Source organism: Brevibacillus choshinensis, from assembly GCF_016811915.1.
Taxonomy (GTDB): domain Bacteria; phylum Bacillota; class Bacilli; order Brevibacillales; family Brevibacillaceae; genus Brevibacillus; species Brevibacillus choshinensis_A.
In genome coordinates this window covers 1,736,530-1,752,833 of record NZ_CP069127.1, presented here as the reverse complement: position 1 = coordinate 1,752,833, position 16,304 = coordinate 1,736,530, and the positions used below count along the sequence as shown (strand labels likewise).

At 50.9% G+C, this 16,304-nt stretch carries 15 protein-coding genes and 1 other annotated feature; of the genes, 4 read left to right on the top strand and 11 right to left on the bottom strand.

Going from position 1 to position 16,304, the window contains the following annotated elements; all coding sequences use genetic code 11:
• Positions 1–27: 27 nt before the first annotated feature.
• The 5 genes from larB to pheS form a co-directional block, all read right to left on the bottom strand.
• Positions 28–780, bottom strand: a complete 753-nt coding sequence (gene larB, locus JNE38_RS09070; RefSeq protein ID WP_203356257.1) for a nickel pincer cofactor biosynthesis protein LarB — start codon at positions 778–780, stop codon at positions 28–30.
• Entirely contained in the window at positions 773–1,618 is an 846-nt protein-coding gene (larE, locus tag JNE38_RS09065) for an ATP-dependent sacrificial sulfur transferase LarE (RefSeq protein WP_203356256.1), read from the bottom strand. Before larE ends, larB begins: the two co-directional genes overlap by 8 nt.
• 66 nt (positions 1,619–1,684) lie before the next feature.
• Positions 1,685–1,960: a cell division protein ZapA gene (gene zapA, locus JNE38_RS09060; RefSeq protein ID WP_203356255.1), complete on the bottom strand. Its 276-nt coding sequence runs from the start codon at positions 1,958–1,960 to the stop codon at positions 1,685–1,687.
• Between the two features lie 81 nt (positions 1,961–2,041).
• Positions 2,042–4,465, bottom strand: coding sequence for a phenylalanine--tRNA ligase subunit beta (gene pheT, locus JNE38_RS09055; protein WP_203356254.1), 2,424 nt, complete (start codon positions 4,463–4,465; stop codon positions 2,042–2,044).
• A 15-nt stretch (positions 4,466–4,480) separates the two neighbouring features.
• On the bottom strand, positions 4,481–5,515 hold the full coding sequence (gene pheS, locus JNE38_RS09050; RefSeq protein ID WP_203356253.1) for a phenylalanine--tRNA ligase subunit alpha: 1,035 nt from the start codon (positions 5,513–5,515) through the stop codon (positions 4,481–4,483).
• Between the two features lie 53 nt (positions 5,516–5,568).
• Positions 5,569–5,841: a binding site (T-box leader), on the bottom strand.
• Positions 5,842–5,962: 121 nt separating this feature from the next.
• On the opposite strand from pheS, the gene JNE38_RS09045 reads away from it, so the two are divergent.
• The 3 genes from JNE38_RS09045 (at position 5,963) to JNE38_RS09035 (ending at position 9,070) form a co-directional block, all read left to right on the top strand.
• A complete protein-coding gene (locus JNE38_RS09045; RefSeq protein ID WP_203356252.1) occupies positions 5,963–6,682 on the top strand; it encodes a DUF2225 domain-containing protein in 720 nt (239 codons plus the stop codon).
• A 341-nt stretch (positions 6,683–7,023) separates the two neighbouring features.
• Positions 7,024–8,376, top strand: a complete 1,353-nt coding sequence (locus JNE38_RS09040) for an arsenic transporter (RefSeq protein WP_203356251.1) — start codon at positions 7,024–7,026, stop codon at positions 8,374–8,376.
• A gap of 19 nt (positions 8,377–8,395) precedes the next feature.
• Entirely contained in the window at positions 8,396–9,070 is a 675-nt protein-coding gene (locus JNE38_RS09035; RefSeq protein WP_203356250.1) for a DUF2642 domain-containing protein, read from the top strand.
• A 246-nt stretch (positions 9,071–9,316) separates the two neighbouring features.
• On the opposite strand, the gene JNE38_RS09030 is transcribed toward JNE38_RS09035, so the two are convergent.
• Both JNE38_RS09030 and JNE38_RS09025 read right to left on the bottom strand, forming a co-directional pair.
• On the bottom strand, positions 9,317–10,135 hold the full coding sequence (locus JNE38_RS09030) for a TrmH family RNA methyltransferase (protein ID WP_203356249.1): 819 nt from the start codon (positions 10,133–10,135) through the stop codon (positions 9,317–9,319).
• Positions 10,136–10,139: 4 nt separating this feature from the next.
• On the bottom strand, positions 10,140–10,793 hold the full coding sequence (locus JNE38_RS09025) for a potassium channel family protein (RefSeq protein WP_203356248.1): 654 nt from the start codon (positions 10,791–10,793) through the stop codon (positions 10,140–10,142).
• Positions 10,794–10,954: 161 nt separating this feature from the next.
• Here JNE38_RS09025 and sspI point away from each other — a divergent pair, with 161 nt between their 5' ends.
• Positions 10,955–11,194, top strand: coding sequence for a small acid-soluble spore protein SspI (gene sspI, locus JNE38_RS09020; RefSeq protein ID WP_203356247.1), 240 nt, complete (start codon positions 10,955–10,957; stop codon positions 11,192–11,194).
• Between the two features lie 33 nt (positions 11,195–11,227).
• Here the strand turns inward: sspI and JNE38_RS09015 are convergent, their stop codons facing one another.
• The 4 genes from JNE38_RS09015 to JNE38_RS09000 are packed head-to-tail and all read right to left on the bottom strand — an operon-like array spanning position 11,228 to position 16,241.
• The gene (locus JNE38_RS09015) at positions 11,228–12,382 is read right to left on the bottom strand and encodes a GerAB/ArcD/ProY family transporter (protein ID WP_203356246.1); all 1,155 of its coding nucleotides are present in this window, start codon (positions 12,380–12,382) and stop codon (positions 11,228–11,230) included.
• Positions 12,383–12,395: 13 nt separating this feature from the next.
• Positions 12,396–13,556: a Ger(x)C family spore germination protein gene (locus JNE38_RS09010; protein ID WP_203356245.1), complete on the bottom strand. Its 1,161-nt coding sequence runs from the start codon at positions 13,554–13,556 to the stop codon at positions 12,396–12,398.
• Complete coding sequence (locus JNE38_RS09005; protein ID WP_203356244.1) at positions 13,549–14,709, bottom strand: GerAB/ArcD/ProY family transporter; 1,161 nt, start codon at positions 14,707–14,709, stop codon at positions 13,549–13,551. Before JNE38_RS09005 ends, JNE38_RS09010 begins: the two co-directional genes overlap by 8 nt.
• Positions 14,706–16,241, bottom strand: coding sequence for a spore germination protein (locus JNE38_RS09000; protein WP_203356243.1), 1,536 nt, complete (start codon positions 16,239–16,241; stop codon positions 14,706–14,708). The genes JNE38_RS09005 and JNE38_RS09000 overlap by 4 nt, the downstream gene beginning before the upstream one ends.
• Positions 16,242–16,304 lie beyond the last annotated feature (63 nt).

Genomic DNA, 16,304 nt, shown 5'->3' with positions numbered 1-16,304 from the left:
GGCTTTCTAGGGTTGGCTCTCCTGCTTTTACACGGGCTTACTCATCTGCTTGTGTATCATCCCTGCCATATAACCTGCGCCGAAGCCATTGTCGATATTCACCACTGACACACCCGTCGAACAGGAATTGAGCATGGACAAAAGCGCGGACACCCCGCCAAAATTCGCTCCATAGCCGACGCTCGTCGGAACAGCGATAACGGGAATGTCCACGAGGCCAGCCAACACACTGGCGAGCGCCCCCTCCATACCTGCCACACAGACAATCACCGAAGCGGAGCGGATTTCCTCCAGCCTGCCAAAAAGACGGTGAATTCCCGCTACCCCTACATCGGCAATCACCCGGGCCTCACTTCCGAAGCACCTGATCGTCCACGCTGCCTCCTGAGCCACTCCCCAATCAGAGGTGCCGGCCGCTACCACAGCGACGTAGCCTTTGCGTACAGGCCGCAGCGGCTCGCGGCTTGCGATGAGCAGCGCCGCTTCCTTTTCGTACTGGATATCGGGCCACCTCTCCAATACACGCTGGGCCTGCTCCTCACTCACTCTCGTCACCAGGACGAGCTCTTGATGCTCGCGGAGGCGCTCCATGATCCCGAGCAGCTGCTCCACTCCCTTACCCGCCCCGTACACCACTTCCGGGAATCCTGTGCGCCTGGCTCGATCGATATCCAGTGTGGCGTAATCGAGCATACTCGCACCTTGCAGCAGCTCGGTCGCTTGCTCAATACTGAGTCGTCCCGCTTGCACTTCCTGCAAGATCCCTTTCACATCAGCCATGCTGCTTTTTCACGTCCGTTCCCAGCACCGCATTCATGCTTCCTGTCTGATAGCCAAACAGATCAAGCGTCACGTAAGAAAAGCCAATTTCCTGCAGTGCTGTATGTATTTGCGCGTGATGACGGAGGAGTCTGGCAAAATCGTCCGGGCCTACCTCTATCCGGGCGATCGAGTCATGGTGGCGGACCCTCACCTGATGAAATCCCAGACTGAGCAGGTAGCCCTCAGCTCTGTCAATCTGATCGATTTTTTCCAATGTGATTTGTGAACCGTAGGGTATTCTAGAGGAAAGGCATGCAAACGAAGGCTTATTCCATGTCGGCAATCCCATCTCTTTGGAAAGGGCGCGGATGTCCTCTTTATAAAAACCGGCTTCCTGCAAGGGGCTTCGTACTCCCCGTTGTGCAGCGGCTACGCGTCCTGGACGATAATCTCCTTGGTCATCGACATTGGCACCATCACAAATCACTGCGTGCCACTCATTGTCTTCTGCCATTTTTCCGAGATGCTCATACAGTCCATCCTTGCAAAAAAAGCATCGGTTTACGGGATTCGAGACGAAATTCGGATTTTCCATTTCGCGGATTTCCGTCGTGACAAACCTTGCCCCAAGCTGCGCAGCGAGACGTTTGGCTGCCTCAAACTCACGTGTCGGAAACGTCTCGGAAGCCGCCGTGACCGCAATTGCCGAGTCACCGAGCACTTCGACAGCGCGAGCCAGCAGGAATGTACTGTCGACACCCCCGGAGAATGCGATCAAGACGGTCCCCATTTCACGCAGGATGTTGCCCAGCTTTTCGTTTTTTTCCGTCAACTCTTGTGTTATCAGCATGTTCATCCCATTTTTCCTCCGTCCCTTGACGTTCCTCACAATGCGAAAAAGAGGGGCCTACTGCCCCCCTTTTTACTCTATTTCTTTTCCATTTGCATCTTCTTGTAGGATCTTCAGCAGCTCTTCGTACTCCTGCCGCAGGCGGAAATATTCATCCGCGATATTCACTGCAGAAAGTACGGCGATCTTGGCCGTGTCCAAACGATGGTTGCCGTTCGCGATTTCGTTCATCTTGTCATCAACGAAACCGGCCACCATGCGTATGTGATTGACACTTGCCTTTCCACTGAGCCGGTATTGTTGGCCAAAGATATCCACCGTCAAACGATTTTTCCCATCACCTTGCACGAGGGGTTCCTCCCTACTGCGACCTTTGCTCTACTTATCCATTTTAGGTTACTGAAAATGTCAGATTTCGTCAAGCTATGCTTACATGCGAAGCTCGGCACCCGTACTCACTTTCAGTGCTTCAATTACAGCGTTGGTCACCTGTTGGATCTCTTCATCCTGCAGCGTGCGTTCGGAATTGCGCAGCACCAGAGCGAACGCCATGCTCTTCTTGTCGGATGCGATGCGCTCGCCCGTGTAGACATCGAACAAGGTAAGAGATTCCAGCAGCTCTCCTGCCGCCTGGCGGATCGTCGCTTCCAAAGCGCCTGCAGGAACAGAACGATCCACGACTAGTGCCAGGTCACGCGTCACAGCCGGGAATTTCGGAAGCTGATTGTAGAAGCCGACGCCTGCTGCCAGTTCGACCAGTTTGGCTACGTCGAGCTGGAACACATAGGTTTCGCTGAGGTCGTACGCTTTTTCAGTACCTGGGTGAATTTGCCCCACATATCCGATGCGTGTCTCGCCAACGGAAATTTCTGCGGTACGTCCCGGATGCATGCCAGCAAGGCTGGAAACAGCTTTGTACTCCACGTTTTGGATACCCAAGCGTGCAAGCAAGGATTCCACAATCCCTTTTGCCTGATAAAAGTCAACAGGCTGCTTGGCACCCATCCAGTTTTGCGGAATCCACTGACCGGTTACCGCACCACCGACGTACAAGCGCTCTTCAGGGAGCTGGCTCAATTTTTCTTCCGTGCTGAGGAATACGCGGCCCAGCTCAAAAATCGCAACATCGTGATTTTGACGGTTTTTGTTATAGGCGATGGTTTCCAGCAAGCTCGGGATCAAGCTCGTGCGCAGGACACTCCGCTCTTCGCTCATCGGCATGAGCAGCGCTACCGGCTTTACCGCTTCCTCATGCAGGCCGGCTGCATCTTCCACGCGGTCTGGATGCACGAGCGCATAAGAGATCGCCTCATTCAGCCCGACACCGATCAAATGGCGGCGAATCGTACGGCGCAGCTGCTGTTCGGGAGTCAGGCTTCCTTGGGTCGTCGCTCCAGAAGGCAGACTGGTCGGGATGTTGTCGTAGCCGTACAGGCGCGCCACTTCTTCCACCAGATCTTCCGGCAGCGTGATGTCGCCACGGCGAGTCGGAACCGTGACGGTCCAAGTGTCACTTCCAGTCTCATAAGGGAACTGGAGACGGTCAAAAATCGGAGATACATCGGAGGCAACCAGCGATGTTCCCAGATGTTGATTGATTTTTTCCAAGGTAACGGAGACGACGGCCGACTTTGCTTCTGTCACAACAGCTGTCGCGATGCCTTTGGAGATCGTCGCACCGGACAATTGCTGAATCAAAGCAGCGGCTCGCTCACCCGCTTCTTGCACGCGCGCTTGATCCACGCCTTTTTCCCAACGAACGCAGCCCTCGGTACGCATGCCGAGCGAACGCGCAGTGCGGCGTACGGTCTTCGGAGTGAACCAAGCAGCTTCCAGAATGATCTCAGCCGTTTCATTCGTGATTTCGGAATTCGCACCACCCATGACACCTGCGATCGCCAAGCCTTTAGTCGGATCTGCAATCAGCAGTGTCTCGGCATCCAGTTTGCGCTCCTGATCGTCCAAGGTCACAATCGTTTCGCCTTCGCCCGCCATCCGCACAACAATGGTGCGATCCGCTACCTGACCTGCATCGAATGCGTGGAGAGGCTGACCGTATTCGAGCAGCACGTAGTTGGTGACGTCCACCACATTGTTAATGGGACGAATGCCGGCTGCCATCAGACGGTTTTTCATCCATTGCGGAGAGCTGGTGATCTTCGCATTGGTGAAATGGCGTCCATGGTACTGGTAGCACGCTTCCGTAGCATCGATCTTGACGCCCACCGGGTTTGGCACATCGCTCTCTTTGAGTTCGATTTGCGGTAGTACGACTTCTTTGCCCAAAATGGCTGCCACTTCATAGGCAACTCCTAGCATGCTCAAGCAGTCAGAGCGGTTCGGAGTCAAGCCCAGCTCCAGAACGTAGTCGTCCAACCCGAGGTAGGAGACTGCATCCATGCCGATTTCCGCTTCCTCTGGCAATACCATGATGCCTTCCTGTTGATCTTTTGCCAGCAGCTTGTCATTGAGGCCCAGCTCTTTCGCCGAGCAAATCATCCCTTGGGATTCCACGCCACGCAGCTTGGAGCGTTTAATGTTCAATCCGCCTGGCAGCTTTGCACCGATCAGGGCTACCAGCACTTTTTGGCCTTTGTCTACGTTTGGCGCACCACAAACGATCTGCAGGTCTTCGCCTTGGCCTGCGTCTACGATACACACATTGAGGCGGTCTGCATCCGGATGCTTGCTGCGCTCTTTCACATAACCGATCACGACGCCACTTACGCCTGCATTGCGCGATTCGACCGCGTCTACTTCCACCCCGCTGCGAGTCAGCTTTTCAGCCAGCTCCTGTGGCGTGCAATCTGTGAGGTCGACGTATTCTGCCAACCATTGGTACGATACCTTCATCTTTGCCTCTCCTCTCTACTCTCGATTGAACTGACGCAGGAAACGAACGTCGTTGGTATAGAAATGGCGGATATCCTCTACGCCGTACTTCAGCATGGCAATGCGCTCCACACCCATTCCGAAAGCAAATCCGCTGACTTCCTGCGGGTTGTAGCCAGCCATTTCGAGTACGCGCGGATGCACCATGCCGGAGCCCAGGATCTCGATCCAGCCTGTTTGCTTACATACGCGGCAGCCATGTCCGCCACAGTTGAAGCATTGCAGATCCACTTCCGCACTTGGCTCGGTGAATGGGAAAAAGCTTGGACGCAGGCGAATTTGCTGGTTTTCCCCGAACATTTGGCGTGCAAACGTCAAGAGGATTCCTTTCAAATCGCTCATGCCGATGCCTTTATCGATCACCAGACCTTCAATTTGGGTGAACTGGTGGGAGTGCGTCGCATCGTCATCATCGCGGCGGTACACTTTACCCGGGCAAATGATTTTCACCGGCGTTTTGCCTTCTTTTTTCAGCATGGTGCGCGCCTGTACCGGAGAAGTATGGGTACGCATCAGGATCTCGTCCGTTACGTAGAACGTATCTTGCATGTCGCGAGCCGGGTGATCCTTTGGCAGATTGAGCATTTCGAAGTTGAAGTGATCCATTTCAACCTCAGGACCTTCTGCTACCTCAAAGCCCAGACCCACGAAAATATCTTCGATTTCTTCGATGATGCGGGACAATGGATGCATGCTGCCTGCTGGAACCGGACGGCCCGGCAAGGTTACATCGACCGTTTGTGAAGACAGCTTTGCGTTCAGCACTGCCTCTTCCAACGCCTGCTGCTTGCTTGCGAATGCGGACTCAAGCGCTCCCCGCACTTCGTTGACCAATTGACCCACAAGTGGACGCTCTTCTGCAGAAAGACTGCCCATTCCGCGCAGAAGCTCTGTCAGCTCCCCCTTTTTCCCCAGGTACTTGACGCGCAATTCCTGAAGTTGTGCGGATTCCGTGACCTGACCAATCTGGTCGAGTGCGGAATCTTTCATCTCTTGCAACCGAGTTTGCACTTCATATCGCTCCTTTATGGTTTTTTTGAAAGAAAAAGAAAAACCCGCCCCTCAAAAGGGACGAGTTACTTTTTTCTCGCGGTACCACCCTTGTTAGACAAAGCACTCGGACCGTGATGATTCTCACAGAAACGAACATGACTTTTGTCTCACTTAAGATCACTGTTAACGGGAGTGACCCGGCTGCTCCTACTGCGTGAAAACGGTTCAGAGTGCGGCTTAGGAGTGAATTCGGCAGCTATTTTGCTAAAGATGCTCTCAGTCTGCGGCATCTTCTCCCTGAAAACAAATAGGTCCTGCGTACTAGTCTCCATCATTGCTTTACGTTATAATCAGACGTAGGAAAATTATAGCGTAACAATGGCGAACTTTCAATTCTACAAATGTTACATATCCATCAGCATATCCCGATACAACGGTTTTTAAAAGAGAAAGGGGACTTTTGCCATGATCGATAAGGTATCTGCACTCTACGATAAGTCCTGCACCTGTCGTCACTGTCAAAAATCGTTCACCACGAAACGGGTAAAAAGCGGATCGTTGACAATCGTCCATCGTGATCATGATTTCTACACGCGCTTTAAAGAGCAGTCCCTCAATCCCATTCTCTATACGGTCAACGTCTGTCCGGCATGCGGCTTTGCCTTTACCGATCCATTCAAAGAGAAGCTTGCGCCGTGGGAGAAGCAGGTCGTGGACGAACAGATCTCAGCCAAATGGACTCCCAAGGACTTCGGCTCGATCAGACAAGCCCCTGAGGCGATCGTCACTTACAAGCTCGCCATCTATGCGGCAGAGATGACGGATCAGCCCCATTCCGTAAAAGCGGGTCTGTACCTGCGCCTTGCCTGGCTGTATCGTTCTTTGGAACGGTTCGCGGAAGAGTTTCGCTTTATCGGCATGGCTGTAGATGAATACGAGCTTTCATATATCCATTCCGACTACGCTCGCGCCGACAAGGACATGTCCGAGGTGCGCCTGCTTTATTTGATCGGCGAGCTGTACCGCCGCTTGCAAAAGTTTGATCTCGCTATCAACTATTTCGGAAAAGCACTCGCCTTTCGAAACACGACCATTGAGAGCGGGATTATCCGAATGGCGCAGGATCAATGGCAGCTGGCGCGCGAAGAATACAAAGAGAAGCAAAACGAACAAAAGATCGGCTAATTTTTTTATCAAATAATAAACAAGGGATACTGGAAAGCAATCCAGTATCCCTTTTGTTTTTACCATTGTTACATCGAGTTATCTATCGATGCGGTACATCTGCTATTCATTGACACCAGTCGATACATTTCAGTGGAAATTGAGAGAAATAAGCCGATTGCTTAGTCCACATTGTTTGGAATCGCGTATTGATACATTATACAAGCACTTCGATGACAGATGTAAGGGAAGGTGAAGTGACTATGTATTCTAGTCTACTAAGGGGGGAGCGGAGATTATTCACGGCTTATGACAGCACGAACCATCAAATATAGCTTTTGTGTTGAAAGGAGATTTTATGCGTGACCGAATTAACTATCCCGCTTACCATCCTATCCTTCCTCTGTACCATTGGGTTTATCTTTTGGCGACCCAATGTAAATGAGGCAATTCCTGCAACGGTGGGTGCAGCTGTAGTTCTCTTGAGTGGAAGTGTAACCCTCGCTGATTTGGGGGTCATCACTGGCACAATAGGTGGAGCTGCCATCACTATCATGGCAACGATCGTCATGGCGATTGTGTTGGAGAGTTTTGGATTCTTTCAGTGGGCAGCTGAAATCGTGGTAGAAAAAGCAAAAGGATCGGGCATACGCCTTTTCTGGCTGGTAAACCTACTCTGCTTCCTGATGACCCTGTTCGTCAATAACGATGGAAGCATCTTAATTACCACACCGATCCTGCTTATGTTACTCCGCCATATGGGTCTAAAAAACCATCAAAAAATCCCCTATCTTTTATCTGGCGCTTTAGTTGCCACAGCTTCCAGCGCACCTATAGGGGTTAGTAATATCGTAAATTTAATTGCTTTAAAAATCGTAAACATGACCCTTTATATGCACACGGCGATGATGTTCATTCCGGCTACCATCGGGTTGTTGCTTATGGTGACGTTGTTGTACTTCCACTTCCGCAAGGCTTTGCCGCTTACCGTTCCTACCGCCGTATCCGGAATATGGAACTCTGATGCCTTCAATGGAAATCACCCTTTGAAATCCAAACCTTTACCCATCCCAAAGGAAAATCGCGGTAAATTCATGCGAAATATCTTGATCTTTGTGTTTGCGGTGCGTGTCGGTTTGTTCGTCGCATCCTACTTGGGTATTCCCGTTGCCATCGCCGCTATTTTCGGCTCCCTAGTCCTGCTTGGTTGGCGTTGGTATCGTTTGCAGATTTCACCAGTGGATATGTTGAAAAAAACTCCATGGTATATCATTGTGTTTGCCTTCAGTATGTACGTGATTATCTATGGCTTGCACAACATTGGCTTAACCCAATTGCTGATCCAGTTCCTCCAACCCATCGCTCACGGAAGTATGCTGAATGCCAGTCTCATGATGGGGTTTTTGGTGTCGGTGCTCTCTGATTTGTTTAACAATCACCCTGCCTTGATGGTCGGGACCATAACCTTAACGAGTATGGGTCTTGACCCGCTCACACTTAAAGTGGCTTATCTTGCAAGCATTATCGGCAGCGACATAGGTTCCCTTTTCTTACCGATTGGTACGCTGGCGTCCATCATGTGGATGCATATCGTCAAGAGGGGCCATGTGAAAATCACTTGGGGCGATTACCTGAAGGCAACTTGGTACATCATCCCGATCACTGTCGCGTTCACGTTGGTCATTCTGGCTTATTGGGTTTCGTGGATTTTCTAATTTGGGGAGGTTCAAACCATTGCAACAACTGAATCAATTGATGGGGAAATATATAGATGTGGAGATATCCGGAAGAAATCAGCTTACTGGGGTGCTTATTGACGCTGGATTAGACATCATCGTCATCTACAAAGACCCGGACTTTGTTTATATTACATTAACAAATGTCCAACATTTAGAACGAAGTTCCACTCAAATGGATGAACTTGCAGCTATCCCTGATGTGCCAATCGATCAGCAGACAGAAAATATCTCCTATCGCAAAGTATTAGATAATGCGAAAGGGCGATTTGTAGAAATTTACGTGACTGGCAACAAATCTGTCCACGGATATGTGACAAGCATCATGAATGATTACTTCCTCTTCTATTCACCAGTCTATAAATCACTTTTCGTATCTCTTGATCATGTGAAATGGATCATACCGTCTCCACCTAATGTAACTCCCTACTCATTAGCGCACCAACATTTCCCAGTGAATCCAACTGCGATTCCGTTGTCCCGCACATTTGCCCAACAATGTAATCGGCTATCAGGCAACTTGGTGGTGTTTGATCTAGGCGAAGATCACAATAAGATTGGATTACTTGAAACAATAGAGGGGAATACGATCAAACTGATAACAGCGAACGGGAAAAGCCTGCTATGGAATTTACGGCATTTGAAAACCATGCATCTGCCAGGAGAAGATTAAAGACATGGCGAACAGTGCAGCCAGATCGATCTGTAAAAAGAAAGCAAGGATTGTAGTGTCACCTACACCTCCCTGCTCACTTTAAAGCTTATGGCTTGTGATACAAAATATGCAACATGGTTGACATGTGTTCTCCCATTCTCTACGAAGCAAACGTCTTGGTTATCTCTTCAAGAGCGCTGATACGCGCTCTTTTTGCTCTTAAAGCGTAATCAAGCTGTCATCGTTTGTTCAGTAAAGGCGGAGTTACTCTTTTCGTTTCCGCTGCGCCTCATAGACGAACACTCCCGCAGCAACTGCCGCATTCAGTGACTCTGCCTGTCCGTATATCGGGATATGTACGAGCTGATCCGCGCGCTCGATCATGGCCGCAGATACACCTCTTCCTTCGTTGCCGATGACGATCGCTGTTTTTGGAACATAGTCGACACGATCATAAGCCATGCTCTTTTCATGCAGCGTGGAAACGAGCAAGCTCCCTCCCATCGCCTTCCATTCATCCGCAACATCAGGCAGAGAACGCGTGAAAACCGGCAAGCGAAACAGAGCCCCCATCGTGGAGCGCATCACTTTGCCGTTGTAAAGATCGACGCTTCCTTTGCCCAGCACGACCCCATCTACGCCAGCTGCTTCCGCTGTCCGCAGGATGGTACCGAGATTGCCGGGGTCCTGGATTTCGTCCAGCAGCAGAAGCAGCAAATCCTCGCTCGCTGTGGCTCTAGCCTTCAGCCATTCGTTCCAGTCTGCCTGATATTTTTTGACTTCTGCCACGATGCCCTGCGGGGTCTTGGTTTCCGAAAGCTTGGCCAAGACGGCGGAGGAAGCGGCGATGACCTGGACGTCCTGTGGATGATTTTCCAGAGCCCGCCTGCATGCTGTGTCCATGTCCCGCTCACTGTCGTACAGGATCGTCAGCACTTCGGCTCCGCTCTTCAGCGCCTCTTCCACCAAATGCGCCCCTTCGATGAGAAAGCGTCCCTGCCCTTCCCTTCCTTTTCGCTCTAATAATTGATGAAGCCGCTTGATTTGCGGATTTTGTACCGATGTAATCACTTCGTGTGTCATGCGCCTACGCTCTCTCCTCAAATGCCTTCAAATCTTTGTTGTTCCCGATGACGACGAGCACATCGCCGTACTGGATGGTTTCATCCGGGCTGGGTGCGATATTGAATTTATCTCCGCTCTTGATGGCGATGACGTTCACTTCATAATTTTTTCGTATGTCGAGCTGACGCAGATTTTTCCCGACGAATTTGGAGGAAACCACGACCTCCGCGACGCTGTAGTCATCCGCAAGCTCGATAAAATCCAGCACATTGGCAGAGATGAGGTTGTGTGCAACACGCACACCCATATCCCGCTCCGGAAAGACCACGCGATCTGCTCCGACCTTGTACAGAACCTGTCCATGGCGTTCGTTTTGCGCCTTGGCCACTATTTTTTTCACACCGAGCTCCTTCAAGGTCAATACGGTCAAAATGCTCGCTTGTATATCAACACCGATGGCGACAACCACCACGTCGAAATTTCGGATCCCGATTTCCTTGAGTGCGCGTTCATCTGTGGAATCTGCTGCGACGGCATGAGTCACATACTGAATGTTTTCATTGATCCGTTCTTCATTTTCATCAATGCCCATAACCTCATAGTCCATTTCATACAAGGTACGGGCCACACTGGAACCAAAACGTCCCATCCCGATAATGGCAAATTGCTTTGACATCCTGATCTACTCCTTCATCCCGCCGCGTCCTCAGGGGGCTTTTTCCAATACCATGCATTATAACATATCGAGAACTCCGTCCACAAAAGGTGGTATGAGCACCCCTCTCCTGACAAATACTAATTCCGAATTGATCCCTTAAGAGAGGTGTGCGCACCGTTATGAACATTGCTTCGCTCAACCTGCGTCAAGCCATCATGTACAAAATGCAGGGGTCTGACGCTAGCGCTGTACAAGAGACCATCACCGATGCGATTTCCAGCGGACAGGAAAAAACCTTGCCTGGACTGGGTGTGCTGTTTGAAGTGCTGTGGCAAAACAGCGATACCTCCTCCCGCCAAGAAATGGTCAATACGATCGCGGGTCATTTGCCTGCGCAAGCCGAAAAACCCATCATCTAACGGCTCCATGCAGCATGCTTAAGGGAGAGACGATTACGTCCCTCCCTTTTTGCTGTCAGCCTCCTGAACTTCGACGTTCTGTTTACGCAGCCAATGGATCAGGGCCAGAAGGATCGGAAGGCCTATCGAGACGACATACCCGAAATGGGTCAAGTATTGCGCATAGGCAAAAAACTGGACAATGTTCTGAGGAAGCAAGGTGACGTAAAAGAATGGAATAATGAGCACAAGAGCTGTAATCCGTTGAAAGCGGATGCCCTTGCCAAACCATAGTCGTAAGCCGTAAATGGTCGTGTAGTACATGTTTCCCAGCGTCGTAAACACGGACGCTACCCAGATGGCGAGAAAGGCCGACTCCAATCGCTCCAGAAACCAGCCAGTCCGCTGTGCGGTTTTGACCATCTCCAGCGTGGGCCAAATCATCAGCTGCAGTTCCTCATATCCAAATACCACGATGCCTGCAACAGCAGTCAGCGCATAGGAAACGATGGTAAAGACGAGCCCAAACCAGGTAGCGAGGCCGATTTTTGCACCGGGAATCACCAAGCCGTAGTAGACCAGCAGCAGCTCGTAGCCCGTGTACAGCGAAAATGTATTGATTCCTGCTTTTAACGCATCTGACCATGATTCTATGTGAATGGGCAGCAGGTTGTTCCAATCCGCCGCTGTCAGCGATACATAGGGAACCAAAAAGATTGGGATCAGCATGATGGGGAACAGAAGCTCATTGACCCGCACCAAGACATCGATTTCGTGCATGCAAAGAAAAAGCACGATGAGAAACAAACCGATGAGAGTGGCTTCCAATGGCGTCTCCAGCAAGACTGCCGTCACCACCACCTCGCCAAACCCTCTGGCAACCATCGCCGCGTTTAAAAACTGAAAGGAAAAGAACAGAAACATCCACGGATAGCAGAGTAATCTGCCCAGCTTCGGAGAGCCAGACTTCCCCAAAATCCGGGGGCTGTATTCCACAAAGGTAAGCCCAGGGTATTCTTTGCTCAGATACAGTATCGCCATCAATGGAAAGATGGCGATGACGCCTCCGATGACAGGTGCCACCCACCCCATTTCATGAAGTTTTGTGGTGACCGTTCGGGGAAGGGACAAAATCCCTACCCCAATCATGGAGCTAATCAAAATCGTGATCAGCTGCCACGTACTGACGAATCTCCGTTGAGTTTCCATGGGTATCTCGCTCCTATTGCATTTCCATTCCTAAGCGACGAATTTTGATGGTGTAGACGGCCTTTACGGGGAAGTTTTTAAAATCCTTCCTCCAGTCGTGCTTCTTCCAGTAGTCCCGGTAATGATGGCCGCGCAATGCAAGTCCCAGCCTCAGGATATCGCTGCTGTAATCCTTCTGCAGCTGCGTAAACAGCTTGCTTGATCTCGCTTCCATTTCTTTTTTGATCAGCGCCTGCATTTTCTTGATGAACTCCTCAGGTTTCATCTTTAAATTCTCCGTCACTTCTACGATATCTCCCTGCAGTTCGCAATAATAAGTGGCTGAATGCCCGTGTTGCTCGTAGCTGGCAAGGCCATGCTGTCCTTTCAGGTCGAGCCTGGTTTTGACAAAATGGGGACGGAAGGTGACATAACCATTTTTAGTGCCAGGGAGAGGAATGATGACATCTCCCCCGCGCTGCTTGTTGCGCAGCTGCAGCAGGGACCAGGATTGAATATCATTGATCGCGCCTACCATTTTGTGGCCGCGGAAGACAGCAATCCCTTCCCAGCGCACCTCTGTCTGACTTGCCTGCACGTAATTCAAGAACGGCTCCATGGATTTATTGGACGTCTGAACAAAATAGTCCCCTAGGGTCTGGTCAGGAATTGTTCCCATTTTGGAACCATTTTCGATGAGGTCCATCAAGAATACGACTGGGATTTGCGCCAGCTGCGGCTTGATTTTCAGCAGAGAAGCCGCCTCCCCCTTTACGATGATGGGCCACATGAGTCGCCGAATCTGCGGCTCCCGCCGATATCCGTCCATGATGTCCTGAATCCCCCGTCTTGCGACCTCTTCGCTGATGGCGAGGACGCGTGTATGACCCAGAAACAGCTTTTGGTTCAGCCTCAGCTGCAGGTTATTTGCAGCATCCGTCACCGTCCTGCCTGTCACGCTCATGATTTTCACCGCATTGGAGTTTCCTCCCCCTCCTTGACCGCTGCTACCAGCAATTTTGATAGCGATAGGGATTTGTACCGTCATCTTGTACAAGTCTTCTCGACCCTCGACTACATCAATCGCCACTGCGAGAACGGATGTGCGTTCCTCCAGCTCCCTCCTGTCCCAGCATCCAGTCAGGAGCGCAAAACAAGTCACCAGAATGGCGATCCGAAACAAGTTTTTAGCCACCTGACTTCCTCTCCTTTGCCCCCTGCCCCATGCCTCTAGCCCAGAGAACAAGCCAGTACAGCATCGGCACCCCCAAATTTAGGGCGAGACTCACCATGCCCATATAGGAACTGATCCGAAAGATATCGACAATGTTCTGCGGCCAAAGAGCAATGAAAAAGAGCGGGATAAACATGAGTGCAGAGATAATCCGCTGAAACAGGATGCCTTTGTTGAAAAGCTGGCGTATTCCATAGACGAATGCATAATAGGCATTAGCCACCGTAGTAAACACGGCGGCTACCCATACGGCGAGAAAGGCAGATTCCAGCCGCTCCAAAATGAGACCTGGCACCTTTGTGGTCTTCACCAGTTCCAGAGTCGGCCAAGATACCCGTTGCAATTCCTCGTAACCAAACACGGCAGTGCCGGCCAGGACGATCAGCGTGTAAACGAACATCGCAATCGTAATACCATAAAACCCGGCCCTCGCCTTGCTGTTGTTCTCGTGCGCAAACGCGAAGAAGATCAACATAATTTCGTACCCAGCATAAGAGTAGACAGATTCATACATTCCTTCAAAAAGCGCCTTGCCGGACGCCCGGTACAGGGGCAATACATTGTTCCATTCCGCATTTTGAAAAGACGCAAGAGCGATGAAAAGTACGGGAAACAGGATGAGCGGAAACAGCAGCTCGTTAATTCTCGCTACTACCTCCACTTCGTGCATGCAGAGCATTTGCGCGAGGAGAAACATCGTGATGATGATCACCTCCAAAGGAGTATCCAGCAGGACGGAGGTTACGACTACTTCTCCAAAAATGCGAGAGACGATTGCGGTGGAAAAATACATGAACAGCAAAAAGGCTAACACCCACGGTAAACTGAGCCATCTCCCCTGCTGCGGCCTCTTTTTTGACCCCCAAATGATCGGACTGTATTCGATAAACGTCTTCCCAGGAAACCGTTTACTGAGAGAGGCAATCATCCAAACGGAAAAAAACACCCACACTACCCCTATCAAAGGAGCCATCCAGCCAGCTTCATACAGCCTCGAGGTAGTTGTCCGAGGTAGCGTCAACACACCGACTCCGATCAGCGTACTGGTAATCAGGGACGTCTGCTGCCACAAGGAAAACGTATTGATTTGGCGGCTCCCGTCCTGCTGGCTCACTGCTTATCCTCCTCTCGCAAACGAACTTTATCGTGCACGTGAAACATGTTGGGACGCGTCTTCATCATATGATGCGGCGCTCGAACGAAAAGATCGCGCATGCCTAGCATGTTCAGCGGACTGAGCGGCGACATGTACGGCACGCCGAATGACTTGAGTGATGATAGATGAACCATGATGATGATCAAAAACAGCATGATTCCATATAGACCGAACATCCCCGCAAGCAGCATGACCGGAAAACGCAGCATCCGAATCGCAATGGCAGCGCTGTAGCTGGGGGATGCAAAGGAACCGATGGTGGTAACCGCCACAATAATCACCATGACCGGACTGACGAGACCTGCCGTAACGGCCGCTTCCCCGACAACCAATGCTCCTACGATTCCAATGGTCGGACCGATCGGCCCAGGCAGCCGCACACTCGCTTCCCGCAAAATTTCAATCGCCAGCTCCATGAACAAGGCTTCCACCAGTGAGGGAAATGGAACGGTCGAACGCCCCGCTGCCATCGCAATCACTAGCCGGGATGGGATCATTTCGGGGTGAAACGAACTGAATGCGATGTACAGAGAAGGCAGCAGCAGGGCAATGGAAATACTGATGACCCGGATAAGGCGAATGAGTGTTGCAATATAAAAGCGTTCATAGTAATCTTCCGGACTTTGATAGAACTGCGAAAGTACAGCCGGCGCAATCAATCCAAACGGTGTTCCGTCAACCAGTATGCCTACTTTTCCTTCCAGCAGGTTGGCGACGACCTTATCCGGCCTTTCCGTGTTTTGAATCTGCGGAAAAGGGGACCATCTGCGGTCCTGGATCATTTGTTCGACGTAGCCACTCTCCAAAATCGCATCCACGTTGATTTGTTCAATCCGGCTTATCACTTCATCGACCATAGGCTTATGAGCGAGCCCATCGATGTACATGACGTAAATGTCAGTCTGTGTCCGCTGCCCGACCACCAAATGGCGGACTCTGAGATTCGGGTCCTTTAGGCGAAACCGGATGAGCGCCGAATTGACGCATAGCGTTTCACAAAAGCCGTCACGCGGTCCGCGTACCACCGATTCAGTCTGCGGCTCCTCCACTCCTCTGCGATCCCAGCCTCGCGTATTGTTCAGGTATGCTTCGCGATTCCCGTCCACCATCAGTACCGCAGTGCCTGACAGGATATTGCGAATCACCTGTCGCAAACGATCCGTAGCATCCAATTCGTTCGTTGCGGGACCTTCGTAGGTCGTGGATGTTGTGGTTGTGTACTGGATGATAAACTGGCTGATGATGTTCCGGTCGACCATCCCGTCTAGAAAGACGATGACACAGTCCATGCCCTCCTTGTTCTGAAAGCGTCGAAATACCAGATCATCACATTTCCCTAACTCATCTCGGATCAACGAAATATTTACGTGGACGTCCGGCGTTAGTTCTACATCCGAGACGCTCTCCATGCTCTTGTCAGCATGCTTTTGCAGCGTATTTGTCTGAAGGGTTTCCTTCCGTTTCTGCCACGCTTTCCAGAACTGGCTCAACGCTATCCCCCCTAGGAGCTGTACGAGTCCATAACCTTGCGAGTCACGAAGATGTACGGATAG

Bases quoted from the DNA above. Each gene is read 5' to 3' on its own strand.
- larB (WP_203356257.1), bottom strand. From the start codon at position 780: ATGGCTGATGTGAAAGGGATCTTGCAGGAAGTGCAAGCGGGACGACTC.
- larE (WP_203356256.1), bottom strand. From the start codon at position 1,618: ATGAACATGCTGATAACACAAGAGTTGACGGAAAAAAACGAAAAGCTG.
- pheT (WP_203356254.1), bottom strand. From the start codon at position 4,465: ATGAAGGTATCGTACCAATGGTTGGCAGAATACGTCGACCTCACAGAT.
- JNE38_RS09045 (WP_203356252.1), top strand. From the start codon at position 5,963: ATGATCGATAAGGTATCTGCACTCTACGATAAGTCCTGCACCTGTCGT.
- JNE38_RS09030 (WP_203356249.1), bottom strand. From the start codon at position 10,135: ATGACACACGAAGTGATTACATCGGTACAAAATCCGCAAATCAAGCGG.
- JNE38_RS09025 (WP_203356248.1), bottom strand. From the start codon at position 10,793: ATGTCAAAGCAATTTGCCATTATCGGGATGGGACGTTTTGGTTCCAGT.
- sspI (WP_203356247.1), top strand. From the start codon at position 10,955: ATGAACATTGCTTCGCTCAACCTGCGTCAAGCCATCATGTACAAAATG.
- JNE38_RS09015 (WP_203356246.1), bottom strand. From the start codon at position 12,382: ATGGAAACTCAACGGAGATTCGTCAGTACGTGGCAGCTGATCACGATT.